21 protein-coding genes are annotated in these 23,412 nt (G+C 47.9%); 11 read left to right on the forward strand and 10 right to left on the reverse strand.

The window, feature by feature from the left end:
- The first annotated feature begins 149 nt into the window (after positions 1–149).
- Positions 150–1,793 carry an amidohydrolase gene (locus RIG68_RS16775; RefSeq protein ID WP_350124676.1) on the forward strand — a complete coding sequence of 548 codons (1,644 nt, stop codon included), beginning with the start codon at positions 150–152 and terminating at the stop codon, positions 1,791–1,793.
- A gap of 16 nt (positions 1,794–1,809) precedes the next feature.
- Here the strand turns inward: RIG68_RS16775 and RIG68_RS16780 are convergent, their stop codons facing one another.
- Complete coding sequence (locus tag RIG68_RS16780; RefSeq protein WP_350124679.1) at positions 1,810–4,251, reverse strand: TonB-dependent receptor; 2,442 nt, start codon at positions 4,249–4,251, stop codon at positions 1,810–1,812.
- Between the two features lie 189 nt (positions 4,252–4,440).
- Here RIG68_RS16780 and RIG68_RS16785 point away from each other — a divergent pair, with 189 nt between their 5' ends.
- Positions 4,441–5,175, forward strand: a complete 735-nt coding sequence (locus RIG68_RS16785) for a ceramidase domain-containing protein (RefSeq protein WP_350124682.1) — start codon at positions 4,441–4,443, stop codon at positions 5,173–5,175.
- Here the strand turns inward: RIG68_RS16785 and RIG68_RS16790 are convergent.
- The 5 genes from RIG68_RS16790 to RIG68_RS16810 form a co-directional block, all read right to left on the reverse strand.
- On the reverse strand, positions 5,154–5,846 hold the full coding sequence (locus RIG68_RS16790; RefSeq protein ID WP_152000489.1) for a tetratricopeptide repeat protein: 693 nt from the start codon (positions 5,844–5,846) through the stop codon (positions 5,154–5,156). The genes RIG68_RS16785 and RIG68_RS16790 overlap by 22 nt on opposite strands.
- A gap of 137 nt (positions 5,847–5,983) precedes the next feature.
- Complete coding sequence (locus tag RIG68_RS16795) at positions 5,984–7,432, reverse strand: CCA tRNA nucleotidyltransferase (RefSeq protein ID WP_350124685.1); 1,449 nt, start codon at positions 7,430–7,432, stop codon at positions 5,984–5,986.
- Between the two features lie 54 nt (positions 7,433–7,486).
- Positions 7,487–9,397 carry a sensor histidine kinase gene (locus tag RIG68_RS16800; RefSeq protein ID WP_350124688.1) on the reverse strand — a complete coding sequence of 637 codons (1,911 nt, stop codon included), beginning with the start codon at positions 9,395–9,397 and terminating at the stop codon, positions 7,487–7,489.
- Positions 9,398–9,532: 135 nt separating this feature from the next.
- The gene (locus RIG68_RS16805; protein WP_350124690.1) at positions 9,533–10,612 is read right to left on the reverse strand and encodes a dipeptidase; all 1,080 of its coding nucleotides are present in this window, start codon (positions 10,610–10,612) and stop codon (positions 9,533–9,535) included.
- 56 nt (positions 10,613–10,668) lie between these two features.
- Positions 10,669–11,634 carry a S41 family peptidase gene (locus RIG68_RS16810; protein ID WP_350124693.1) on the reverse strand — a complete coding sequence of 322 codons (966 nt, stop codon included), beginning with the start codon at positions 11,632–11,634 and terminating at the stop codon, positions 10,669–10,671.
- An 85-nt stretch (positions 11,635–11,719) separates the two neighbouring features.
- Between RIG68_RS16810 and RIG68_RS16815 the strand changes: the two genes are divergently transcribed.
- The 4 genes from RIG68_RS16815 to RIG68_RS16830 all read left to right on the forward strand — a co-directional run bounded on the left by RIG68_RS16815 (position 11,720) and on the right by RIG68_RS16830 (position 14,167).
- Complete coding sequence (locus RIG68_RS16815) at positions 11,720–13,246, forward strand: arylsulfatase (protein ID WP_350124696.1); 1,527 nt, start codon at positions 11,720–11,722, stop codon at positions 13,244–13,246.
- A gap of 168 nt (positions 13,247–13,414) precedes the next feature.
- A complete protein-coding gene (locus tag RIG68_RS16820) occupies positions 13,415–13,711 on the forward strand; it encodes a putative quinol monooxygenase (protein WP_350124699.1) in 297 nt (98 codons plus the stop codon).
- Between the two features lie 56 nt (positions 13,712–13,767).
- Positions 13,768–14,028, forward strand: a complete 261-nt coding sequence (locus RIG68_RS16825) for a hypothetical protein (RefSeq protein WP_350124702.1) — start codon at positions 13,768–13,770, stop codon at positions 14,026–14,028.
- Positions 14,018–14,167 (forward strand): hypothetical protein, encoded by a 150-nt coding sequence (locus RIG68_RS16830; RefSeq protein WP_350124705.1) that lies wholly within the window; start codon positions 14,018–14,020, stop codon positions 14,165–14,167. Before RIG68_RS16825 ends, RIG68_RS16830 begins: the two co-directional genes overlap by 11 nt.
- A gap of 25 nt (positions 14,168–14,192) precedes the next feature.
- On the opposite strand, the gene cysM is transcribed toward RIG68_RS16830, so the two are convergent.
- Both cysM and RIG68_RS16840 read right to left on the reverse strand, forming a co-directional pair.
- Complete coding sequence (cysM, locus tag RIG68_RS16835) at positions 14,193–15,071, reverse strand: cysteine synthase CysM (RefSeq protein WP_350124708.1); 879 nt, start codon at positions 15,069–15,071, stop codon at positions 14,193–14,195.
- Positions 15,068–15,907: a serine O-acetyltransferase gene (locus RIG68_RS16840; RefSeq protein WP_350124711.1), complete on the reverse strand. Its 840-nt coding sequence runs from the start codon at positions 15,905–15,907 to the stop codon at positions 15,068–15,070. The genes cysM and RIG68_RS16840 overlap by 4 nt, the downstream gene beginning before the upstream one ends.
- A 178-nt stretch (positions 15,908–16,085) precedes the next feature.
- On the opposite strand from RIG68_RS16840, the gene RIG68_RS16845 reads away from it, so the two are divergent.
- The gene (locus RIG68_RS16845; protein WP_350124714.1) at positions 16,086–16,553 is read left to right on the forward strand and encodes a DUF1440 domain-containing protein; all 468 of its coding nucleotides are present in this window, start codon (positions 16,086–16,088) and stop codon (positions 16,551–16,553) included.
- 7 nt (positions 16,554–16,560) lie between these two features.
- Here the strand turns inward: RIG68_RS16845 and RIG68_RS16850 are convergent, their stop codons facing one another.
- A complete protein-coding gene (locus RIG68_RS16850) occupies positions 16,561–18,300 on the reverse strand; it encodes a family 43 glycosylhydrolase (protein WP_350124715.1) in 1,740 nt (579 codons plus the stop codon).
- A gap of 102 nt (positions 18,301–18,402) precedes the next feature.
- Between RIG68_RS16850 and RIG68_RS16855 the strand changes: the two genes are divergently transcribed.
- Together RIG68_RS16855 and RIG68_RS16860 are read left to right on the forward strand one after the other, a co-directional pair.
- Positions 18,403–18,828: a PH domain-containing protein gene (locus tag RIG68_RS16855; protein ID WP_350124718.1), complete on the forward strand. Its 426-nt coding sequence runs from the start codon at positions 18,403–18,405 to the stop codon at positions 18,826–18,828.
- A 90-nt stretch (positions 18,829–18,918) separates the two neighbouring features.
- Positions 18,919–20,538 (forward strand): sulfatase family protein, encoded by a 1,620-nt coding sequence (locus RIG68_RS16860; RefSeq protein ID WP_350124721.1) that lies wholly within the window; start codon positions 18,919–18,921, stop codon positions 20,536–20,538.
- 9 nt (positions 20,539–20,547) lie between these two features.
- On the opposite strand, the gene RIG68_RS16865 is transcribed toward RIG68_RS16860, so the two are convergent.
- Positions 20,548–21,777 (reverse strand): hypothetical protein, encoded by a 1,230-nt coding sequence (locus RIG68_RS16865; protein ID WP_350124724.1) that lies wholly within the window; start codon positions 21,775–21,777, stop codon positions 20,548–20,550.
- A gap of 234 nt (positions 21,778–22,011) precedes the next feature.
- Between RIG68_RS16865 and RIG68_RS16870 the strand changes: the two genes are divergently transcribed.
- Together RIG68_RS16870 and RIG68_RS16875 are read left to right on the forward strand one after the other, a co-directional pair.
- Entirely contained in the window at positions 22,012–22,692 is a 681-nt protein-coding gene (locus RIG68_RS16870; protein WP_350124727.1) for a DUF6962 family protein, read from the forward strand.
- 75 nt (positions 22,693–22,767) lie between these two features.
- Positions 22,768–23,274, forward strand: coding sequence for a hypothetical protein (locus RIG68_RS16875; protein WP_350124730.1), 507 nt, complete (start codon positions 22,768–22,770; stop codon positions 23,272–23,274).
- The last annotated feature ends 138 nt before the right edge of the window (positions 23,275–23,412 follow it).

Raw genomic sequence — 23,412 nt, forward strand, 5'->3', positions numbered from 1 at the left:
AAAAATAAAGCAAACAGCACTTACTAAAAGACAATCCTTCCAGTTGAAAGCTTCCATTTCTCTGCAAAAAATCAGGAAGCCTTTTCTATTTATTCAATCACAGTTTTATTGCATATTTACTCAAAGTCTACTACTTATCCCTTATAACCATGAATAAATTATTTGCACTTATTGCCATTTTAATAATTAGCGTTGGGTGCTCCAGGGGCATTGAAGCCGATTTGATCGTGAGTGCCAAGCTTATCTGGACGGGCGATGAGAGCAATCTACAGGCAGAAGCCATGGCGGTTAAGGCCGACACGGTACTTGCCGTAGGCAGTCTGCAAGAAATGCTGGCCTACAAAGGCTCCAACACTGCCATGGAAGCTTACGATAACCAGATGATCATCCCTGGCTTCATCGATACCCACACCCACTTTATGGACGGTGGCTATAACCTGCTGTCGGTGCAGCTCAGAGACGCCGACACACCCGAAGAATTTATTGAACGTATCAAAGCCTATGCAGCCACCATTGAGCCTGGTGAGTGGATACTTGGCGGTGACTGGAACCACGAAAATTGGGATGGCGAACTGCCACAAAAAAGTTGGATCGACAGCGTAACAGCCAAAAATCCATTGTTCATCAACCGGCTGGACGGTCATATGGTGCTGGTCAACAGCAAAGCCATGGAATTGGCAAATGTCAGCAACCAGCAGGCAGATATTGTCGGAGGAACTATTGTAAGAGATGAAGCCGGTAATATTACAGGCATTTTTAAGGACAACGCCAGGAGACCTTTTTACAAAGTGTTGCCTGACCCTTCTCTCAAACAACAGCTAAGAGCGGCCAAAACTGCTATGGAATATGTGGCCTCTCACGGTGTAACCTCGGTACATGCGCTCAACGATATGAACGAGGCCTATGCTCAGCTTCATAAAGAAGAAGAAATGACCACCAGGGTGTATGTGACAGGTTCGCTGGCTAGCTGGCGCAATGCCCTGAAAGATGCAGAAGCATATAAAGGCGGCGACAAGTGGCTGAGGTTTGGTGGCGTGAAGGGTTTTGTGGACGGCTCCCTGGGGTCGCACACAGCCGCTTTCTACGAGCCATTTTCCGACACACCCACCGACTCCGGTTTTTTTGTCAATACGCCAGACGACCTCCATCGGTGGGTCAAGAGTGCCGACTCAGCCGACCTGCAAGTGATGGTACACGCCATTGGCGACCGGGCTATCCACACGCTGCTCGGTATTTTTGAAGAAGTAGAAAAAGAAAACGGTTCAAAAGACCGTCGTTTCCGCATTGAGCATGCACAGCATATTCTTCCTGATGATTTCGTGCGGTTTGCTGAGCTAAACATCATTGCATCAGTGCAACCCTATCACGCCATAGACGACGGGCGATGGGCTGAAAAAGTAATTGGCGCTGAGCGCATTAAACGAACTTACGCCTTCAAATCATTGCTCGATGCCGGGGCCAGGGTAGTTTTTGGCAGCGACTGGTTTGTAGCACCCCCCATTCCACTGGAAGGTATTTATGCCGCCGTCACCCGTCAAACCCTGGACGGTGCCGACCCGGACGGCTGGGTGCCTGAGCAAAAGATAACAGCGGAGCAGGCGCTCCGGGCTTATACCGTTGATGCTGCCTACGCCTCTTTTGAGGAAAATATAAAAGGCAGCCTTGAGCCGGGAAAGCTAGCCGACTTTGTGGTGTTGGATAGAAATATTCTTTCCATCCCAGGCGACGAGATTCGAAACACCAAAGTGATAGCTACGTTTGTGGGTGGAAAGCCGGTATTTATGAAGGAGTGATTAAAACGGCTGGAGTCTAGAAGTCGCCTTCACCACCTTCGAAGTCCTCTCTTTCCTCCCGGCCTCCTCCTCTTTTCTTTTGGTTGAGGCGGTAAACAAAGCTGACCATAAACTGGCGGGCACGCCACTGAAATTCGCTTTCCTGATAAAATGTTTCTCCCTGAGTGATGCCCCTCCACTTTCTGGAGTTGAGTATATCCCTCACACTCAAGTTGATAGTGCCATTGCCGTTGAGGATGTCTCTGTTCAGCCCCATGTCGATGGCATAGTAGGCCAGCCTTTCACCTTGTGGCGTATTTTGAGGCGCTCTGTAGAAAGCATTCACCTGGTAGTTGATTTTCTTCCAAAGTGTGACCCTGGAATTTACCCTCCCACTCCACGTGTAGGTGTCGGCGTTGAGCGACTCTCCATTAAAGTCCCCTTCTATGATACTCCGGTAGAAGTTAAAGTTGAGGCTTGATGTCCACCAGTCAAACCAGTCTTTGGAAATATTTGACTCTACGCCAAAAGCATTTTCGAAGGCGAGATTGAGCGGCTGTGAGAACGTTACACCATCGGAATCCACGTAATTCACTCTCTGGCTCACGTCACTGGTTCGGCGGTTGTACACGCCAGCGTATATGGTAGACGTTTTTCCATTGACCAAATAGCCAATTTCATAGCTGTTGGTGAATTCGGGATTCAGGTTTGGATTACCCGTGCGTATGTTCCTTGCATCGCTAAAAGAAGAGAAAGGGTTCAGCTCCCGGAACCTTGGCCGGCTGATCCTGCGGCTGTAGCTTACCTGCCAGGAGTGGGTTTCGTTGAGATGATAGTTGGCATGGATACTTGGGAAAAGGTTGGCATAAAGCCGATTGTTTGTTTCGTCGGTTTGCAGCAACAACGTCTGGATATCGGATAGCTCGGCTCTCAAACCAGCCTGGTACGACACCTTGCCATGGCGATTAGCGATCAGGCCGTACACAGCATGCACATTCTCCGTATATCTGAAATCATTGGTGAAGTTCACGAGATTATTCCAGGTGCCAACCGAATCCTGCTCTTCTACCAGGTAACTGGTATTGATTCTTCTCAATGTGCTCCTGAACCCTGCCTCGAACTTGCCATCCTTTGAAAAAGGATGCACATAGTCGGATTGAATCAGAATGTTCCTTTCCGTTTCATCATTGAGCGACCGCTGGCGCAACATAATCATATCTATGTCTTCGCCTTCGAGTAAACGTTGTTCGATATCAGAGTCTTCTGTTTCGTTATTATCCCTGTACTGAGCATAGGCCGTCAGCTTGCGGTCTTCGTCGTCAAACGACCGTTCATAGTTCAGCGTCACCTCTGAGTTCAGTTCATTTTCCTGCTCGGTATTGACCCGACCCGTTCTGTTCTGCAACACGTCGTTGCTATTAAAGTCTTCGTAAATCAGATTATTCACATTCTCTCCGTCTTCGTACCTCACCACTCCCGATACTGTAATGATGTCTTTTGGGGTCACAAAGAAATCGGCTCCGGCTCGCAGGTTGTGTGCCCAGCCCCCCCTGGTTCTGTCTTCGGTTCTTCTTGTAATAAATGAGGTGTCGGGAAGCGTATATCGCTGAAAGGAGCTACCTCCGCCGGGGCTCTCCCGGTAGTTAGCCCCGTAGTTAACAAAGTAGTTTATTTTCTCTCTGCGAAAGTTGACATTGGCGCTGGCTCCATAGTTGGCCGGGTAGCCAGCATTCAATTCAAAAGATCCATTTACCCCGTTTCTATCATCCTTTTTCAGCACGATGTTGATAATACCCGCCGATCCTTCCGCTTGATAGCGAACCGAAGGATTTGTCACTACTTCAATGCTTTCGATCAGGCTTCCCTGCAACGACTGGAGCCCGTTTGAACCGCTGATCCCCACCAGCCCGGATGGTTTTCCATCAATCAAAATTCTTACGTTCTGGCTTCCCCGAAGCGCCACATTTCCATCGGTGTCAACGGTAACTGACGGCACGTTGTCGAGCAGTTGTGTGGCAGTTCGTCCCACATTGCTTGGGTCTTTGCTCACGTTAAATATGCGTTTGTCGAAGCTCATTTCCATTTGGCCTCTCTCTGCCTCCACCACCACTTCCTGCAAGGTTTCACTGTCTGCTTCCACAGCTATGGTGCCCAGATTCATACGTTTCTGCCCCTCCGCTAAGGTTATTCCTGAGAAATACTTGTCTTCGTATGAAACAAACTGCACCAGGCTGTAATAGGATCCGGGTGCCAGCTCAATTTTAAACTGGCCCTGGAGGTCGGTAACAACGCCGGATACAAGGCTGGAGTCGGGCGTATAGAAGGAAACCGTAGCAAATTCCAGAGGGTCACCGCTACCTGCATCAACGATCTTCCCTACAACATCCACTTTTCCTCCTTCCCTTTGAGCGGCAATATCCGCTGAAGTAAATAAAATGAGTCCTGCAATAAAGAATATTGTTGGGCGTGATAAATTCATGATAACTTTGTGTTGTTAAGCGAATGAGAAGTGCGAAAATTTGCCTGAAACAAATGATGAACATCACTTCCTGTCGCCTGGTATACTATTTAGTAAGTGTTTTAACGTCTATTTTGTTCAGAACTTTATGTGTTCGGCACATATCCCCGATCAACGGGACGCAAGTAGAAGTAAATGAGGTGATTAACTATGCAGGTAATTGATTTACCCAACAATACAGAGCATGCACGGTACTTTGCCAGCCTGCCTGACGGGGGGCCCGTGTACCATGAATTTCATCCTGAATGGATCATAGTAGAGCCATGGAATGCTATTTCCTCGCTGCTCATTCTACTCCCGGCAGTTTATTGGGCGTTCAAGCTTAACAAAGAGTTGAAGAACTATCTCTTTCTGGCTTACTGCATGCCGTTGCTGTTTTTGGGCGGACTTGGCAGCACACTCTTTCATGCATTCCGCAATAGTGAGTTTTTCCTGTGGCTGGACGTTTTCCCCACAGCCGTTTTGACCATCTCGCTCAGCATTTACTTTTGGATCAAAGTATTGCCCAAGTGGTGGCAAATCATGTATATCATTGTGCCTGCGGCGGGCATCAGGTATGGCATGTATTTTATTGTGTCACCTCATACCGCACTCAATATCTCATACGCCATCACAGGCACCCTCCTTTTTCTGCCAATTTTGCTGCTGCTAAACAAAATTAAGTACCGTTATGCAGGAATAATCGGGGCTTCGATAGCGCTGTTCGTGCTGGCACTTGCCTTCAGGGAGCTGGATGCTTGGAAGGAAAATGCACTGCCCATGGGCACGCATTTTCTATGGCATATCTCCACCGGCGTAGGCGCATTTTACCTGGCTGAATTCCTCTACAGATTTCGGAGACTGGAGAATTTAAAAGGCGAGATTTATTTAGAGACTGCTTCCTGAGCGTTTTTCAAGGCTATTTCAAAATCGGGGGACACCTCCAGCGCTTTATCAAACATGGCTTTGGCTCCAACATTGTCTCCCTGAGCCTTGGCTGCCAGCCCTTTGAGGTTATATAAAGCAGCATGCATGCTTACTTCCTGCGTGGTTTCATCTGCTTTAGGAAACACGATCTTGGTCTCCTTCAATTCCGGCTTTGCCAGCAGAATATCCGCTGACGTGTTTACTTCCACGTAGTGCTTCACCTGTAGCTGAAGAAACGCCATTTTGTAGAGTGTCAAAGGGTTATTTTCTTTCATGTAAAGCGTTTCGTACTGTGCGAGTGCTCTGTCGGGCAAGCCAAGACTTTCATAGCAAATAGCAGAAAGTTCCAGCATCAATGGGTTGCTGGGATTGGCCCGCAGTGCTGCCTGAGTCACGATGGCGGCAGATGAATAATTTTGAAATTCGTAGTATAAAAGAGCCAGTGAGTCAAGTAGCGCTGGATTTTTGCTATCAATGGCAATCATGTTATACAGCGCTGTTCTGGCTACGGCAGCATCGTTGAACAAAGAGGCCATTTCAAACACTTGCTTGTTCCTTTTGAACTCAGGCGTGGACTGAGGCGAATCCTGAGCAAAGGCTGCAACCGCTCCAAAAAACACCAACATCAACGTACCAACTACTCTTTTCATATTTTTCTTAGTTAATAAGCTTCTTTAACAATCCCGAAATTAACTTCCTCAGTTGAATCACGAAATATTTCCGCACGATTTAACAACATTTAACCTGTCGTGCTACCAAAATTGATCTGCTCCCGGGGCAGGTTACACTATTGGTTTTTCAACTCCTTTACGGGCTTCAGGCCCATCTTCAGCCCTGTTTTCAGCATCAGCTCATAGGCAGGCTCAAATTCATTGCGGATTTCTCCTTCCATGATCGCTTCCTTGATCACTTCTTTGATCTCCCCAATGGGCTTGGAAGGAGGAATGCCAAAGGCCTCCATAATCATTTCGCCGGAAACTGGTGGCTGGAAGTTCCGAACATGGTCTTTACCTTCTACCTCCGCCATTTTCTGTTCTACCAGTTCAAAATTACTCAGGTAGCGCTGCACCCGGTTGTGATCCTTGCTGGTAATGTCGGCCTTGCACAGCTTCATCAAGTCCTCCACATCATCCCCCGCTTCGAACAACAGGCGACGGATGGCAGAATCAGTCACTTCCCTTTTTACAAGCGCTATTGGCCTCAAGTGCAGCCTGACCAGCTTTTGCACATACTTCATTTTTAAGTCCATGGGCAGGCGCATCCTTCTGAAAATTTTGGGTACCATGCGGGCACCTCTGTCTTCGTGGCCGTGGAAGGTCCAACCCACTTTGTCGTTGAAGCGCTTTGTGGCTGGCTTGGCGATGTCGTGCATAATGGCTGCCCAGCGCAACCACAGGTCGCCAGTAACCTGACTAACATTATCGAGCACTTTCAGGGTATGAAAGAAGTTGTCCTTATGTGCCTTGCCATTGATCACCTCTACGCCATAAAGATCAACCATTTCAGGAAAGACAAACTTGAGGACACCGGCATGAAACATGAGCTGGAAGCCATAAGAAGGCGGGTTTGAAAGAATGATTTTATTTAACTCATCTGTTACCCGCTCCATTGAAACAATTTCTAGCCTATGGGCATTTCTGGTGATGCCTTCCATGGTATCGGGCGCAATATCGAAGCCAAGCTGCGCAGCAAACCTAATGCCCCGCATGATTCTCAAGGGGTCGTCCGAAAAAGTGATATCGGGATCCAGCGGTGTTCTGATTGTTTTTTTGCGCAGATCTTCAATGCCATTGAAAGGGTCGACAAGCTCGCCAAACCTTTTCTTGTTCAGGCAAATGGCCATGGCGTTGATGGTGAAGTCCCTGCGGTTTTGATCATCCTGCAGGGTGCCATCTTCTACAAGGGGCTTACGGCTGTCGGATCGATAGCTTTCCTTGCGGGCTCCAACAAACTCAAGCTCATACTCACCCCACTTGACCTGAGCAGTGCCGAAGTTTTTGAAAATACTGAGGTTTGATTTGCCCTTGATGCTGTTGGCCACCTTCTCTGCAAGTGCAATCCCACTGCCAACACACACAAAATCAAGGTCTTTGGATGGACGACCCAGGAAAATATCTCTCACAAAACCCCCAACAACGTACGCCTCCACACCCAGCTCGTCTGCTGCTTTACCAACAATGGTAAACGCAGGTTCCTTCTCCAAAATGCTGAGTATTTTATTCACATGCTCACCCATAGCACAAAGTTAGCCCATTCTCCAGAAAGAATAGCATAAGTAAGAAAAGCAGTATCAGGCTTTTTTCATGTCAAAAAAGAAGGTCGTGCCCTCGCCCAAAGCCGTTTCTATCTGCAGCCAGCTGCCCATGTTCTCCACAAATTCGTAGCAGAGAAGCAACCCCAGGCCGGTTCCTTTTTCGTCGTTAGTTCCAGATTCGGAATAGTGGGTTTCATGCTTAAACAAGAGCTTCAGTTTGTCTTCAGAAATACCCACGCCGTTGTCTTTCACACAAATTCTCACAAAATCGCCCATGTCTTTTGCCTGAACGACAATGGCTCCATCTGTTTTGGTGAACTTAATGGCGTTGCCCACCAGGTTCCGAAGCACTACAGTCAGCTGAGGAGCATCACCCATCACAGTGATGCTTTTCTCTGACTCGAAGGTCAATGTGATGTTTTTCCTTTCCACAAAAAGAGTGAAGTGAGACACGATTTCGGCAAGGATGGGTTGGAGCAAAACCGGCTCTATATTGGTTCTAATGCCGTTCATTTGCGTAAGCCCCCAGTGCAGGAGGTTATCGAGCACGTCAAATGACGCATCTACGCTTTGCTTGGCTTCTGGAGCTACTTCTCTGAGCTCTTTCAAGGTTATTTTCTTGCTATTCAGTAAATCCAGCAGCTGCTTCAGGTTGGCCACCGAATTCCGAAGGTCATGACCTATGATGGAAAAAATTTTCGATTTTGTAGCATTCATCTCTCCAAGCTTTTTGGCTTGTGCTGCTATCTCATCGTTCTTGACCTGAAGTTCACTATTGTGTTGATTTTGAAACCTGGAAGCCCTGAACAAAGCAAAGGTGAGTGCAATCAGAAGACCAATAGCCACGAGCGAAAGGAGTATGTAGTAGTTTTTGGCCCTGGACTCCTGTTCATTCAGCGCCTTTTCCGTTTCAAGGAGTTCTATTTCCCCCTGCTTGCTTTCGAGGTCATACACTGCCTCAATGGACGCTATGATGCTTTCCTTGTCAGCGTTGTAAGTGCTATCGCTGATCTCGATATACAGCTTGTAGTTAGTGAGAGATTTTTCATAGTCTCGTTTTCCTTCATACCCTCTGGAAAGCACCATATAAGCCCGCATGGCTATCAGCGAGGAACCAAGCTCCTGCCCCATCTCAAGCGTTTCTTTTCCTTTGCGGATGGCTTCATCGTACAACCCCTGCTGAAGATCGACATTGGCCAGGCGCTCAAAGCCAAGTGCCACTACACGGCGGTTACCCGTCAGTCTCCCTTCCAGTATGGCCCGCCAGTTATAATCCACCGATTGCTCAACGTCGCCTTGATTAAAATGAATGAGTGCTATATGGCTATAAAATATCGGAATAGACGATCTCAACCCCAGGCGGTTAGCGATCGCCAGGCCTCGGGTGCAATAGTCCAGGCCTTTTTCATAGTCGCCAAGAGAGATAGAAATACCACCAAGATCTCTGTACGCTTCTATCAGCGGTTTTTCCAACCCCAATTCTTGTGCTAAAGCCTCCGACCGTTGATAATAAGTCAGCGCCATGGTGTAACTACGTTGCTCAAAAAGGTTTCTTCCGGCAGATAAAAAAGCACTGACGAGGCCTTCGGAGGGGCCATACTGTTCGAAAATTCTGATGGCGTCCAAAGCATTTTTAAGTCCGTCGGCGTAGTTACCCTCCACCCAGTGTGTCCAGCCAAGCTTCTCATATCCCCTGGCCCTGGCATAGTCAAACTCTTGTTGATCGCCAAGCTCCAATAGTTTTTTGGCATAGAAGAACCCTGAATCTACATTGGACAGCATGGCAACATCTGCCTTTGACGAAAGCTCATCGACAATGGATGAATCAGGCTTGTCCGTACCTTGGCCAGCACTTCTTTCAGGGAGAAAAAGAGCCAGCAAAAGAAGGCAAACAGCGAACTTACTCAGAAAGATGAACTGTCTAAAATTATCTCTCCTCAACAACATGAGTCTTAAGGTTGATGGCGTTTTGAAGGTTGTAACAATAAACGGCATCCCGCCACTTATCCTACCCACTTCTAAATCACTCATTGTGGTTCGCTAAATATATGACTTAAGCACTTTGAATGAAACTTTAGCTCGTCAATCTTTCTCCGCCCATGCCTTTTGAAGAAATCTAAGCCAATTTCCGTGCATTACTTGTTCAATTTCTTTTTCAGAATAACCTCGCTTGGCCAGCAAATCTGGCACTGTTTGCAGGTCAGCTATGGTGTTCAAATCGTACGGGCATTGCTCTTTCCCAAAGGCACCATCCAGGTCGGATCCAATGCCAATGTGCAGAGCATTGCCCGCCAACTGACAAATGTGATCCATGTGGTCGATCATTTTTTCGAGGTTGCAATCCATCGCCAGGGGAGTCGATTGGCCCCGCACCCAGCCGGGCACCATCATCCAGGCATCCAGGGCACCGCCAATAATAGCACCCCGATTGATCAACTCTTTGATTTGCTCGTCACTGAACTGGCGGTTGTGATTAACCAGCGCCCGGCAGTTGTTGTGACTGGCCCAAACGGGCCCATGATAGTGATCCAAAGCCTCCCAGAAGCTGTCGTCGCACAAATGCGTGGCATCCAAAATAATGCCCAGCCGCTCCATTTCTTTCAACAGTTCCCGACCTTTTGGCCCCAGCCCTCCGGTGGCGTCGGTGCCTTGAGCATATCGGCCGGGCCCATAATGCGCCGGGCCCAATGCTCTCAGCCCGTAACCATAGGCTCTTTCAAGATGGCCGACGGTAACAATGGAGTCTGCCCCTTCGAGGCTTAAGATGTAACCTACAGGTTTGCTCTCATTTATTTGCCCGTTGTTCCACAAGGCAAGGTGGTTATTGAGGGAGGAGAGGTTGGTAACCTGAGCCATTTCACCGGCTTCTTCCATGGCTTTGTACCATGCCAGTTGGCCTTGCGTTTGCGCCCAGGCTTGCTCAGGTGAATGCCAGCCGGGCAAAGGATTGCCGGGCGCCACATAGCGGGCAATTTGCGTAGCCACTACCAGGCCTATGTTTCCCCGCCGCAGTTCAGGCAATGAAACTACGGCCTTGGCCCTGTCTGGCTTGTCGGCCAGCCCTTGCTCCCTTTTATTGATGTCAGCTACCGGAAGTCTTATATCCCGGTTCCATTCCAGGGCGTTCATGGACAGGTCAAGGTGGGCGTCGATGGTGAACATAGAGGATTTGAAATTTGTCGATTTCAAATTAGGAATTAGTCCCCTCTAAAAAAATATCAGGAGCCGGAAAGCAGTTCCATTGCCTTATCAAGCGCACTTTCTTCATCAACCTCCACATCAGGCTTGATACCGACAGCTTCCCAATTGGTTTTTGTTATGGGATTGATGGCCCGACCGACGGGAATGATGGCCATAATTCCTTCTGAAATGGTGTACCGGTTGACCGGATGAGCCCCGCCGCCCGTTGTTTCACCCACAATGGTGGCTCGCTTGAGCGATTGCATATTGTAAGTAAACTCCTCAGCTGCTGAGAAAGTGTAGTCGCTCGTAAGTATCACAAGCGACTTACCGCTAAGATCGGGCCCTTCAATATCCTGTAGGGTGTAAAAATCGGTACTGGAATCCCTGTTTCGGAAATAAAGCGTGTTAAGGTGAACAGGCTTACTTCTGTCAAAAAAATAACTGGAGATGAGCTGCACTGCGTCGGGCGAGCCACCACCATTATTACGAAGATCCAGGATCACAGCTTTGGCTCGTGACAGTATCGTCATTTGCTCAGTCAAGTCGGCCCTGAAGCCGCTACCCGGGTTATAGAAACCTGTAATGTCAAGGTAGCCTACCTGATCGGCCAAGATCTTCGCCTTCCCGAATCCATTAGGGTAACTGGGCACTTCCCTCCTGTTGGAAGCGCTTCTACCCTGACTGCTCAGCCAGATCCGCAAATGCTTGTCGTCGACTACTGACCTCACCTCTTCGTGCAACAGGTTGGCCAGTTGTTCGTCGGTCATTTCTCCATCAAACCTCCCTTCGCTCAAGCGTTTGAGCAGGTGCTCACTCATTTGCTCTGCCTTGTCCTCATAGATATAATTGTCTTTCAGCGCAGTCGCCAGGGCTTTCACCGTCGACTCTACATGTGGGGTTGGCCTGGCGTCACAAGCAAAGGCAGCCACTAAGATACTGAAATAGAAGCATTTGATCATAGGGGTAAATATAAAACCATCGGCACTCGAAACGGCCCCCATTCCGGGGGATTTTTTCGCTGCCAGTTACTTTAAAGAGAAAAACATAAAATGGCTATATTGGCTACTTAACACCAAACCATCTATCATGCGGTCTTCCATTATTCTGCTCTTTCTCTGCGCAGTGCTGCTATCTTGTTCTACCACTCCGGAAGAGAAGAAACCCAATATTATTTACATACTGGCCGATGACCTTGGCTATGGAGATGTGGGTGCCTATGGGCAAAAACTAATTCAGACGCCAAATATTGACGCACTGGCGAAGAATGGCATGAAGTTTACCCGTCATTATTCCGGAGCTCCGGTTTGTGCGCCATCGAGGTATGCACTGCTCACCGGCTTGCACATGGGGCATTCCTTCATTAGAGGTAATGACGAATGGCAGGAGCGGGGCGCCGTGTGGGACTTCGCAGCCATGCTGGCCGATTCAACCCTGGAAGGGCAGCGTCCGATACCCGACAGCACCCTCACCATGGGTGAAGTGATGCAGCAAGCGGGCTACAAAACGGCCCTTATTGGAAAATGGGGGCTTGGGGCACCCGCCTCCGAAAGCACACCTAACACGCAGGGCTTCGATTACTTCTGCGGCTACAATTGCCAGCGTCAGGCACACAACCTTTATCCTACACATATCTGGGAAAATGAAAGCCGCATCTACCTCGACAACACATTTATGGCTCCTGGCGAAAAGCTGGAGACGGGCGCCGATACGCTGGCTGAGTCGAGCTTTGATAAGTTCTACCAAACTGACTATGCCCCCGGAGTAATGCACGAAAAGGCTTTGGGCTTTTTACGTGAGAATAAGGACAATCCTTTCTTTATGTATTATGCCTCTCCTCTTCCTCATCTGCCTTTGCAGGTACCGAAAGAGTACGTGGAAAAGTACCATGCCATTTTTGGTGAGGAGCAACCCTACCTCGGCAATCTGGGCTATTTTCCTCACCGCTACCCAAGAGCCGCCTATGCGGGCATGATCAGCTATCTGGACGACCAGGTGGGCGAACTAGTGGCAACACTGAAAGAACTGGGGGTTTACGAAAACACGCTGATCATCTTCACCAGCGACAATGGTCCTAGCTATACCGCCGGGGTTGACTTCGAGTATTTCAACAGCACCGGCCCTTACACCAATGGCTATGGTAGAAACAAAGGGTTTGTTTACGAAGGCGGCATACGTGTGCCGATGATCGCTAGCTGGAAAGGCAAGATCAAGCCTGGCACTACCACCGACCTTGCCTCAGCTTTTTACGACGTGATGCCCACGCTATGTGACCTGGTCGGGATATCCGCTCCTGCCAAAACAGATGGTATCAGCTTCCTGCCCACTTTACTTGGGCAGGGCGACCAGAAGAAACATGAGTTTCTCTACTGGGAGCTGCTGGAATACACCGGGCAGCAGGCTGTGCAAATGGGCGACTGGAAGGGCGTAAGGAAAGGGATATTTGAGGGCAATTTGGAGGTAGAATTATACAATCTGAAGACTGACCCGAAAGAGCAAAGCAATGTGGCCGCAGAAAACCCGGAAGTGGTGGCGCAGATTGAAGCCATCATGAAGCAGGAGCATGAGCCAGCAGCGACTGAGAAATTTAAGTTTGAGGCGCTGGGGGAGAAGTAAAGGGCATGAATGAACGGTCGCCCATCCCGGAAGTGGCGGACGCCAATCAGGTAGACATCACAAGGGAGACCGTTGCGATATATGGAGCCAATTTAGTAAACATTACAAGGAAGACCGTTACGATATTGAGAAGAACAAAGCACTGATAACCTAACAGCACAAATAACTATGACTCAACCACCCCTCTATCTTATTGTGACCTGGAAAGTAAAACAAGGCCAGGCCGATACTGTCATCAAACTGCTTCGAGAAATGGTTCCAAAGACCCGGGCAGAGGCAGGCAACCTGTTTTACACCCTGCATCAGGGCAAAGACGATGACCACACGATTGCGCTGTATGAGGGTTACAAAGACGAAGCGGCCCTACAGGCTCACCGTGACGCCGACTACTTTAAGGAAATAGTGCTGGGTAAAATTGTACCGCTACTGGAGTCGAGGGAGGTGGTGCTGGCGCATCCGTTGTGATAGCTTAAAAAAGTCTCTTTTGATTTGGTAATAGTTCAAATCACTTTCACTACACGATGAATGATAAAATTACAGAGCTAGAAAGTCGCAACTCCGAATTAGCTAAAGAAATACTGCTGAATGAATCAGCTATTTACGAGGCTCAGAGTGAATTGAATCATGTTGACCCGGACATAATAAACCATGAAAAAATTCAGAGCTACTTCAAACATGTGGAACTGTTAATTGAAAGACTAGAAGCAAAGAACTATCTTTATAAAAAAGAGATTTATCAGAATGATCTCGAGATCAAAAGATTAAAAGGGAATGAAGAGTAGCGCAGATATAGAAAAGGTAGCAAAGAAGCTTCAGGTACAGATCGAAAACCTGAAGAATCGTTTAGAAAAGACTGACAATGCGTCCAAAGAGGCCGTTATTCTCAGAAAAGAAATTAATAGTCTCAAAACTACTAAATAAGCAAGTAACGAAGTTTTGAGTGCTCTCACCCAAACAAATCTGAGCTCAAATACCGATCACCCCTATCGCAGGTAATGCAGACGATCACACCGGACTCCAGTTCGGAAGCTATCTGTAGTGCTGCATACAGGGCGCCCCCACTGCTCATGCCCGCCATGATGCCCTCTTCCCTCGCCATGCGGCGGGTCATTTCTGTGGCCTGGCCCTGGCTTACGTCCACCACCCTATCGACTCTTTCTGGCTCAAATATCTTAGGGAGAAACTCCGGCGACCAGCGTCTGATCCCGGGAATGCTTGACCCATCGGTTGGTTGGGTGCCTACGATCTGGATATTGTTGTTCTTTTCCTTCAGGTAGCGGCTCACCCCCATGATGGTGCCCGTAGTGCCCATAGCAGATACAAAGTGCGTCACCTCACCATTGGTATCATTCCAAATCTCGGGGCCAGTGGTTTTGTAATGTCCTTTCCAGTTGTCAGAATTGGCGAACTGATTAAGGATGGTATAACCGTCCTCAGCAGCCATTTTATCTGCCAGCTCTCTGGAGTATTCGATGGTTTTAGCAGCCGGGGTTAAGATCACTTTGGCTCCATAAGCTTCCATCGACAGCACACGCTCTTTGGTAGAGTTGTCAGGCATGATCAGGGTCATGTGCACACCCATCACCTGGGCAATCATAGCCAGGGCAATGCCTGTGTTTCCGCTTGTTGCTTCAACTAACTTGTCGCCTGGTTTTATATCGCCACGCTCCAGAGCACTTTTGATCATATTGTAAGCAGCCCGGTCCTTCACACTTCCGCCGGGGTTTTGTCCTTCCAGCTTAGCGTAAATGGTCACATTCTTATTGGTTGGAATTTTTTCCAACGCTACCAATGGCGTGTTGCCAATTAAATCAAAAAGCTTCATTGAGCAGATTCTTTGAAGATGAGCAGATCAGTTTCCTCTGTATCACTATTGTACATGCGGGCCTGGTAGTAGACTTTCGTGTTCGGAGCTACGCTGCGAGTCAGCCATACATTGCCACCAATCACACTATCATGGCCAATAACGGTTTCGCCACCTAAAATCGTGGCGCCAGCATATATCACCACGTTGTCCTCAATGGTCGGATGTCTTTTTGTTTCCGCATCTTTTTTATCGACACTAAGGGCACCCAATGTTACTCCCTGATATATTTTCACGTGGTCACCAATGATGGTGGTTTCTCCTATCACCACGCCAGTGCCGTGGTCAATGCAGAAATGCTCCCCAACTGTGGCTGCCGGGTGAATATCGATCCCTGTTTTGCCGTGGGCGTGCTCTGTGATAATCCTTGGAATTACCTTCACACCAAGCTTGTGCAGCTCATGCGCAATCCTGTAGGAAGCAATGGCGTAAAAGCCTGGGTAGGTGCGAATTACCTCACTCTGACTCTTTGCAGCCGGGTCACCTTCGTACAGCGCTTTGATATCGTCTAATATTTTTGAATGAACCTCCGGCAGTTTTTCAAAGAAAAGCTTTGCCACATCTTCCAGATCCACCACACCCTTGATAGGGTTGAGTGTGAGCATCTCATCCAGTTCAATCTGAAGTTTTTTCAGGTGTATCTCCAGCTCTCTTTGAGAAGAAAAAGCCCGCATGGAGAAGTCAGGAAACAGCGTTTCGAGCAAGTCAACAAAAAACTGTGATACCCTTTTAGGGCTTGGACACCTGGGACACTCCTGGTGATCTTTATATAATTTATCTAGAAATTCCTTCTGCATGATGTATCAAACTGTTTTTAGAGAAAAGGGTTCCCTTCAATTCCATGAAAGGACAGGAATTGTCGCAAACTGGCATTCAACTGATGTCATTTGCCTATCCACCCTTCTTCCGATAGTAGTAAATATCGGGATAATTGTTATTTAACCCAGACCATCCGGCTACTTAAACAAATTCGTTATGAGCACATCAAACAAGCCATTGAGTAAAGCTATTGTTTTTGCTGGCTTTGCTACAGGCACACTGGATATCCTCTCCGCTTTCGCCAGTGCCTGGCTCCGAAATTCCACCATCCCCTCAGCGGTACTCAAATTCGTTGCCAGTGGTGTTTTTGGTGTTGAAGCGCTCTCCGGTGGAGCAGTGATCGCAGTTTTCGGCCTGCTGTTCCATTACTTAATTGCCTTCGCATGGGCCACTCTCTTCTTTTTGCTTTACCGCAGAGTGTCAATTTTGCGAGCAGGGATCTTACTTCCGGCGGTTATTTACGGGCTTTTTGTGTGGCTGGTCATGAACCAGGCGGTGCTGCCATTGTCAAATACACCAAAGTTCCCTTTCAACCTGACCTCAGCAATCATTGGTTCATGTATATTAATTGTGGCCATTGGTTTGCCAAATGTGTTGCTCGCCAGAAAACATTTTGGTTCCTGACGGGGCATCAGTCTACTTTCATGATTTCGCCTCTTGGCCCGACGCCCGCCTCGTTGAAAGGCTCTATCTGGAAATAGTAGGTTTTGTCCAGGTCCATGGCTGTGAAATAATACTCATTGGCACCATACACCATGACGCTGTTGTATAGCTTATCGGGTGCAATACCTGTGTAAATGTTGTAACCCGTGGCATCGGGCATCTGCTCCCATTTCAGCCAGGCATTGCGGCGTTCGCTGTCGCCACGGAGCACAATAAAATGCCGGACAGGTGCCGGAAGTGGCTTGTTCTGCTTACCAAAAACCCGGAAGCCACTAAGCGCAAACTTGCCTGTGGGCATATGACTGTTTTCCATCTTCAGATAGCGAGCCTTAATGGGCTCACTGAATTCAATGTAGTCGTGAGGCACATCTGTTTTGTTTTGTGCTTTGTTGGCTGCCACCTTCCATTTCTTGCCATCCTCTGAAACGTAGATAATGTACTGATGGTAGAAATCGGTTGGCTTGCCAAGGAAGTCAGCATCCTGATCGGCATAATTGATTTGAATGGCATTCACCTGGCTCACCTCGCCCAGGTCAGTTTGAAACCACTCTCCTTTGTTGCCGGTAGCAGCACTCCAGTAAGTTTTGATGCTTTCATCCACCGCTTGGTTGGCTGCAAAACCTCCCAGGGTAGATGACACCTGCACAGGCTTGTTATAGTTGAGCAGCATCCACCCCGTGAACCTGCTCTTCAAATGGTCGGCCGGGCCATTCGGGAGGTAGTGAGGGTAGTCGCCGAAGGTGGTATTGCAATACAGGATGCCGTCGTCATCAAACCCTGCTGGCCAAATGCCGAGGCGTCGTTCGAAGTTGTTCTTCACGCCAATCACTATCGTAGAGACATGCCACCAGTTGCCTGATAAGTCCTGATAGGTGGCACCATGCCCGGCGCCTCTGGCAAACCCTCCGGGCTTGTAGGCAAAAGGATTGTGCGACTGGTAAGTCCACGGCCCAAGTGGCTTGTCGCTGGTGTAAACGCCGTCGGCATAGCCGCTAAACTCCGTGCCGGGCGCACCGTATTGCAGGTAATATTTGCCATTGTACTTATTGACCCATGCCCCTTCCATAAAGGGGTCAAGAAAAGTATTGTCGGCATGCTCGCCAAAGCGCTCCCAGCCATGAATGCTGTCGTTCAGGTGGATCAAGTCAACACGTTCGCCAATTGGCTGTAAGGTTTTTCTGCTGACCTCTATTCCATACATGGGGTAGAAATTGCTGGAACCGTAGTGGAGATACACCCGGCCATCATCGTCCTCTAGAAAGGCAGGATCCCAGGCGGCACCCTCAAACTTGTCAACGGCCTCCGTCCAATCGTCTACTGTGGGGTTGGTGCTCATCCAAAGCGGAAACTCTTTTGTATGAGTAGAGCCAATAACAAACAGTGTATCGCCCAACACGAGTGTGGCGGGTGCACAAAGCTCATCATACACATCGTGCCATGGCTTCAGAAATTTGCGAGGGACAAAATTCCACTTGTACATGTTGTCGCTCCACCAGTAGCCCCATTGGTTGGTCGAAAAGAGATAGTATTTGCCCTTAAAAACAGTAATGACGGGGTCAGCGGTGGCCCGGTGTCTACCCATTTCGCTGAAGTTGGGAATGGGCGTGTAGCCATAATCGATATTGATGGGATTGCAATAGGTGAACTGCTGAGCGAAAGAAGCAATACCAGTAAATAGCAGGAGGGCTATTAGGGTGAAACGTATCATAGGTATAATGAATAAGCAGAGTAAATATAAAAATAGTAAATATCAGAATTCGTAGAATTTCGGAATGGGCGGAATTGCCTATATTACAACAAGTAAATTCTGATGCAAACAACTGCTCAACGATACTACCCCTCCCGCAAAAGCGTTCTAGTCTGGCTCACTGTACTGCTAGTTGCCTATCTCGGCACAGCCAACATCTACCGGTCTCTTGTATCGATGCACACCACTTCAATCTTTATCTCATTGGCTATTTGGGTCCCCATTCTGGTCTTCATCCTCACCATATTTTTCGGCACCGGCTATACCATTAAAGACAATGTTCTGATTGTAAAAATCGGGCCATTTATAGCTGATAAAGTCGATATAAAAGACATCTGGACGGCTCATCGCACTTACACCTTGCTGTCGGCACCGGCTAATTCAATCAGGAGACTGCGGATAAAGTACAAAGGTGGTTCGCCTGACAGGGAAAACGAATTCCTGGAGGCCCTGAAGCAGCTCAATCCAACCATTGAAGTATTAGTTTAAAACCGCCTTATTGCCGGTCATCGCATCCTCGCCATAGATTTTTGATCATTATTGGTAAATTGGATTTTACTCAAGCTTAAACCGCTCCCAATGAAACTCATCAGTCAGTTAACTTTCGGCCTTTTGTTCGTCGCTTTCCTTTATTCTTGCAGCCCTTCTGCTCCCAAAGAAGCAGAGAAAAAGCGGCCCAATATCGTCTTCATCATGTCGGATGATCATGCCTACCAGGCCATTAGTGCCTATTCCAACAAGCTGATTGAAACGCCCAATATCGACCGGATTGCCAAACAAGGCATGTTGTTTACCAATGCCAGTGTCACTAACTCTATCTGTGCACCTTCCCGTGCCGTTATCCTTACAGGCAAGCACAGCCACCTGAATGGCAAAATCGACAACAACTTCCCGTTCGATACAACCAATATCACCTTCCCTCAGCTTTTGCAAAAGGAAGGCTACCAAACGGCCATGTTTGGCAAACTGCACTTTGGCAACAGCCCGAAAGGTTTCGATCAATTCAAAATTCTGCCTGGCCAGGGCGCTTACTATAACCCCGACTTTATTACCAAAAACGAAGGCAATATCAAGGTGGAAGGCTATGTGACCGACATCATTACCGACATGACGCTGAACTGGCTCGACAAAGAGAGAGACGCCGAAAAACCATTCCTCCTTATGTACCTGCACAAGGCCCCGCACAGAGAATGGTTGCCAGCGGAAAGGCACTACACCGAATATATCAACAGGACTTTCGAAGAACCAGCCACCTTGTTCGACAACTACGAAGGGCGTGGCTCTGCAGCCAAAGAGGCTGAAATGAATCTGCTCACCCATATGAACTGGGCCGGTGACTCCAAGATCTACCCTGAAGTAATGGACGAGCTGGGCATTCCCGAAACAGCCAACTGGGACAAGGCAGCCTTTGCCAGGGAGGTAGGCCGCATGAATCCTGAGCAAAGAGCCAAATGGGACGCCGTCTATGGCCCCATGAACGAGGAGTTCAAGAAGAACTACCCCAACATGACGCAGGAAGAAAAGATGAAATGGCGTTATCAGCGCTACATGCAAGACTACCTGGGTTCCATTGCCTCAGTTGACGAGGGTGTGGGCAAAGTGCTTGACTACCTGGAGCAAAATGGCCTGGCCGACAACACCATCATTGTTTACACCTCCGACCAGGGCTTTTACCTGGGTGAGCATGGCTGGTTCGACAAGCGATTTATTTACAATGAATCGTTCAAAACCCCATTGCTGGTTAAATGGCCGGGTGTAGTTCAGCCAGGCACCACCAACACCCAAATGGTGCAAAACCTCGACTTTGCTCCAACACTACTATCGGCTGTGGGTGCCGCAGTGCCGTCAGACATGCAGGGCGAGAGCCTGATTCCACTGCTTAAGGGCGAAAATGATAGTTTCACACGAGATGCTGTTTACTATCATTACTACGAGTACCCGGGTGTGCACATGGTGAAGCGCCACTACGGCATTGTGACTGAAGACTACAAGCTGGTACATTTTTACTATGATGTAGACGAATGGGAGCTTTACGACCGCAAAAAAGACTTGCAAGAAATGACCAATGTGTACGACGACCCGGCTTATGCAGATGTGGTAAAAGACCTGAAAGAGAAGCTGGCTGGGCTAAGGGTGAAATACAAAGACTCAGAGGAGCTCGATCAGATGTATATAGAGAAATACAAGGAACTCAAGTAGGCCTATCGATCATAAATGAAACCGCAGCCCAGTGGCAATGGAGAAAAGATTGGGAGCGATCTTGAGTGGCTTTGTGGTGTAGTTTACCGGCTCACCCAGGCTAAGGCCAGTAGTGGAAGCCCTGGTATACACATCCTGCTCAAGCAATATTTGAATAGATAAGTTTGGGTTAATGAAATAAGATGCCTTTGCCATGAAGGCAAGACCTGGCACAATTGTCGTGCGTCTGGCTTCATCATACACAAAAACATCAGGAAACGACGAAGAGCCGTACGTTTCCGTCGCCAGGTAAGTGTCACTAAAAATCAGCCCGGCTGCTGCCGACAGCTGAAAAGGGGTACCAACAGCTCTGTAGTAAGGCTTAAGGTGGTACATACCGTATAATTTATGGCTGCTCTGAAACATGTAAACGGATGTTCTGATCTCGTAACCATTCCTGCTGCCGTACAAGTTTACCACATCGCCATACTCATTTTGGAAAGCATAGCCTACTTCGAGCGTATCGCTCAGCGAGTAAGAAATACCGATTCTAAATATGCCAGCATGTCCTCTTCTGCTGTCACCATACCTGCTGTCAAACTGCAAAGGGCTGTAGTTCTTTTCGATTTTTCTGCTCATGCCAGTTAGCCCAAGCCCATAGGAAAGGCCAAAGTGAAACCGGGGGCTATACTGCGGATGCCGTCTCGCAATTGGTGTCTCAGTGAAGCTATAGTTACGAAGCCTTTTCTTACCCTTTTCCGATGGCCTTATCAAATGCACATCCTGGTTGGTAAACCTTGTAAGCCGGTCTATCGGAAGTTGGAAGGCAGCCTTATCTCCTCCCACCTCATAATCAAGATGAACCCCTTTGGCTCCATCCACAACACCGGCCACAATGCCCACCGGAGTAACAAACAGTACAGACCCCACCACCAGGTCAAAACCTCGCCCAAAATAACCGGGCTCGTTGGAGAAAACGTAGGTAGCCCACAATGACTCCCCAACTAGTGCCCCCCAACCAAAGCCTCTCCAGAAACTGCCCTTCTTGAAATAAGCAATCCTGTCAATTTCCTCAGCCCTCAACTCCTCCACCAACAGTTCATCTCGTTGTTGAAAATGAAGAAGTCCGTTTTCCCTATCGAGATCAAGTAAAAAACCTGCGACCTCGGTTCCATCTGTCTTGATGGCTTTTAGCAACACAACTTTCCGGTCATCAACAGGTAAAGCAGACTGACCAAACGCAGCGCAGCTATGCCACATAGCGACACAAAAAAAGACGCATTGAGTAAAAGTCTGTTTATACATTTTCGGGAGAAACTAATGAAAAAGTCAGTGGAAATTAATCATTCGCCGTAAATAAAAGCCGTTTAGCGAAAAAATAAAATAGTAGCATAATCGATATCGCATACATTATCGAGAGCAACTCACCAAAGCTGAAGATTGTGGAACTAAAGCCCGGAAAGGCCGTTATGAAGTCAATAGGATTGCCAAAATATGGATGCTATAAATACCATTCATCTGTTTGGACTTAGAATAGATGAGCCCATTGTTACAATCACCGATCTGCTGGTGTCGGCACTGTGTATTTTTTACTACTACAAGCTTCAAAAATCGGGCAAGACCGAGAAAGTATTCACCTGGTTCAAGTACTACTTCCTGCTGATGGGCATTGCCACAGCGCTCGGCGGCTTGCTCGGGCATGCGTTTCTCTTTGCCTTTTCCTTCGGCTGGAAGCTGCCTGGCTGGATCATCAGCATGTTTTCTATTATGCTGATAGAAAGAGGCGCTATTGAGCATTCGGGGATGCTTTTTAAGGAGTCGGCAGTGAAGGTGCTGAAGGTGATCAATATTTTAGAGTTACTGACTTTCCTGTGCCTCACCATTTTTACGCTCAATTTCTTTTTTGTAGAGTTCCATTCCGGCTATGGGCTAATGTTCGTGGTGTTGTCGTTTGAGGGTTACCTATTCCTGAAGACCAAAAACCCAGCGAGCAAAAATATTCTCATCGGCATTGCCTTCGCTGCTCTGGCAGCATTAGTGTTCATGAACAAACTGTCACCCCACCAATGGTTCAATCATCTAGCACTTAGCCATGTGCTGATGGCAGTGGCTACTTTCTTTATTTATAAGGGCGTGCGAAAAATTGAAGTGAAATCCAGTAAAGTACCGGTATAGTTTGACTGTATTTTCTTTCAAATGATTTTTTTAGTTAAATTTATGTAATCCTATCACTTTTTACACTCCTATACTATGAAACTACTTCAACTATTATCAGCCCTTTTCTTTGTTACGATTGTACTTTTTACGGCGACGAAATCTCAAGCTCAGGAACTTCCTGTTTTTCGTAAAAACGCTGTATATGCTGAGCTCGGCGGAACGGCCGTGAAAGCCTCTGTTAGTTATGAAAGACTAAACCCTTTAAAAAAGGGAAATACCCTGGCTATGTCTATAGGGGTTGGTGCTCCTGTCACAATTGAAGGAACAAGAGTATATATGGTTCCCATGCAGTTCAACTGGCTTCTTGGAAAGTCGGCGAGCAGAGTAGAACTGGGCTTCTCAATTAACCCTGCATATCACACATACACAAGTTTCAAGGCCACACCTGAAGAAACCTCAGGTCGGTACTATACTGCCATGCCTAGCATTCGCATCGGTTACAGATATATGGGGCCGAAGGGGCTGGTTTTCAGAGCTGGATACACTCCAATGCTGGTCGTGTTTCCCTGGGCGGGGGTTAGCCTGGGCTACAGCTTTTGATATTTAGCGGCGGCCCGTCTTTTATAATTTTTCGATTTCCCTGATGCAAAACCGACAGAGAGCGCACTTCTAGCGGTTGGTGGAAAACAACGAACACTTGCCATCTGGTTTCAGACGGCTATCCAAATGGGTTTTGCT

Source organism: Imperialibacter sp., assembly GCF_040222385.1.
GTDB lineage: Bacteria > Bacteroidota > Bacteroidia > Cytophagales > Cyclobacteriaceae > Imperialibacter.

What these genes read in the sequence shown, in the direction of transcription:
- RIG68_RS16845 (WP_350124714.1), top strand. Translation starts at nt 16,086, where the DNA reads ATGAGCACATCAAACAAGCCATTGAGTAAAGCTATTGTTTTTGCTGGC.
- RIG68_RS16830 (WP_350124705.1), top strand. Translation starts at nt 14,018, where the DNA reads ATGAAGAGTAGCGCAGATATAGAAAAGGTAGCAAAGAAGCTTCAGGTA.
- RIG68_RS16800 (WP_350124688.1), bottom strand. Translation starts at nt 9,397, where the DNA reads ATGTTGTTGAGGAGAGATAATTTTAGACAGTTCATCTTTCTGAGTAAG.
- cysM (WP_350124708.1), bottom strand. Translation starts at nt 15,071, where the DNA reads ATGAAGCTTTTTGATTTAATTGGCAACACGCCATTGGTAGCGTTGGAA.
- RIG68_RS16785 (WP_350124682.1), top strand. Translation starts at nt 4,441, where the DNA reads ATGCAGGTAATTGATTTACCCAACAATACAGAGCATGCACGGTACTTT.
- RIG68_RS16850 (WP_350124715.1), bottom strand. Translation starts at nt 18,300, where the DNA reads ATGATACGTTTCACCCTAATAGCCCTCCTGCTATTTACTGGTATTGCT.
- RIG68_RS16780 (WP_350124679.1), bottom strand. Translation starts at nt 4,251, where the DNA reads ATGAATTTATCACGCCCAACAATATTCTTTATTGCAGGACTCATTTTA.
- RIG68_RS16855 (WP_350124718.1), top strand. Translation starts at nt 18,403, where the DNA reads ATGCAAACAACTGCTCAACGATACTACCCCTCCCGCAAAAGCGTTCTA.
- RIG68_RS16870 (WP_350124727.1), top strand. Translation starts at nt 22,012, where the DNA reads ATGGATGCTATAAATACCATTCATCTGTTTGGACTTAGAATAGATGAG.
- RIG68_RS16875 (WP_350124730.1), top strand. Translation starts at nt 22,768, where the DNA reads ATGAAACTACTTCAACTATTATCAGCCCTTTTCTTTGTTACGATTGTA.
- RIG68_RS16840 (WP_350124711.1), bottom strand. Translation starts at nt 15,907, where the DNA reads ATGCAGAAGGAATTTCTAGATAAATTATATAAAGATCACCAGGAGTGT.
- RIG68_RS16790 (WP_152000489.1), bottom strand. Translation starts at nt 5,846, where the DNA reads ATGAAAAGAGTAGTTGGTACGTTGATGTTGGTGTTTTTTGGAGCGGTT.
- RIG68_RS16795 (WP_350124685.1), bottom strand. Translation starts at nt 7,432, where the DNA reads ATGGGTGAGCATGTGAATAAAATACTCAGCATTTTGGAGAAGGAACCT.
- RIG68_RS16810 (WP_350124693.1), bottom strand. Translation starts at nt 11,634, where the DNA reads ATGGGGGCCGTTTCGAGTGCCGATGGTTTTATATTTACCCCTATGATC.
- RIG68_RS16815 (WP_350124696.1), top strand. Translation starts at nt 11,720, where the DNA reads ATGCGGTCTTCCATTATTCTGCTCTTTCTCTGCGCAGTGCTGCTATCT.
- RIG68_RS16820 (WP_350124699.1), top strand. Translation starts at nt 13,415, where the DNA reads ATGACTCAACCACCCCTCTATCTTATTGTGACCTGGAAAGTAAAACAA.
- RIG68_RS16775 (WP_350124676.1), top strand. Translation starts at nt 150, where the DNA reads ATGAATAAATTATTTGCACTTATTGCCATTTTAATAATTAGCGTTGGG.
- RIG68_RS16865 (WP_350124724.1), bottom strand. Translation starts at nt 21,777, where the DNA reads ATGTGGCATAGCTGCGCTGCGTTTGGTCAGTCTGCTTTACCTGTTGAT.
- RIG68_RS16860 (WP_350124721.1), top strand. Translation starts at nt 18,919, where the DNA reads ATGAAACTCATCAGTCAGTTAACTTTCGGCCTTTTGTTCGTCGCTTTC.
- RIG68_RS16825 (WP_350124702.1), top strand. Translation starts at nt 13,768, where the DNA reads ATGAATGATAAAATTACAGAGCTAGAAAGTCGCAACTCCGAATTAGCT.
- RIG68_RS16805 (WP_350124690.1), bottom strand. Translation starts at nt 10,612, where the DNA reads ATGTTCACCATCGACGCCCACCTTGACCTGTCCATGAACGCCCTGGAA.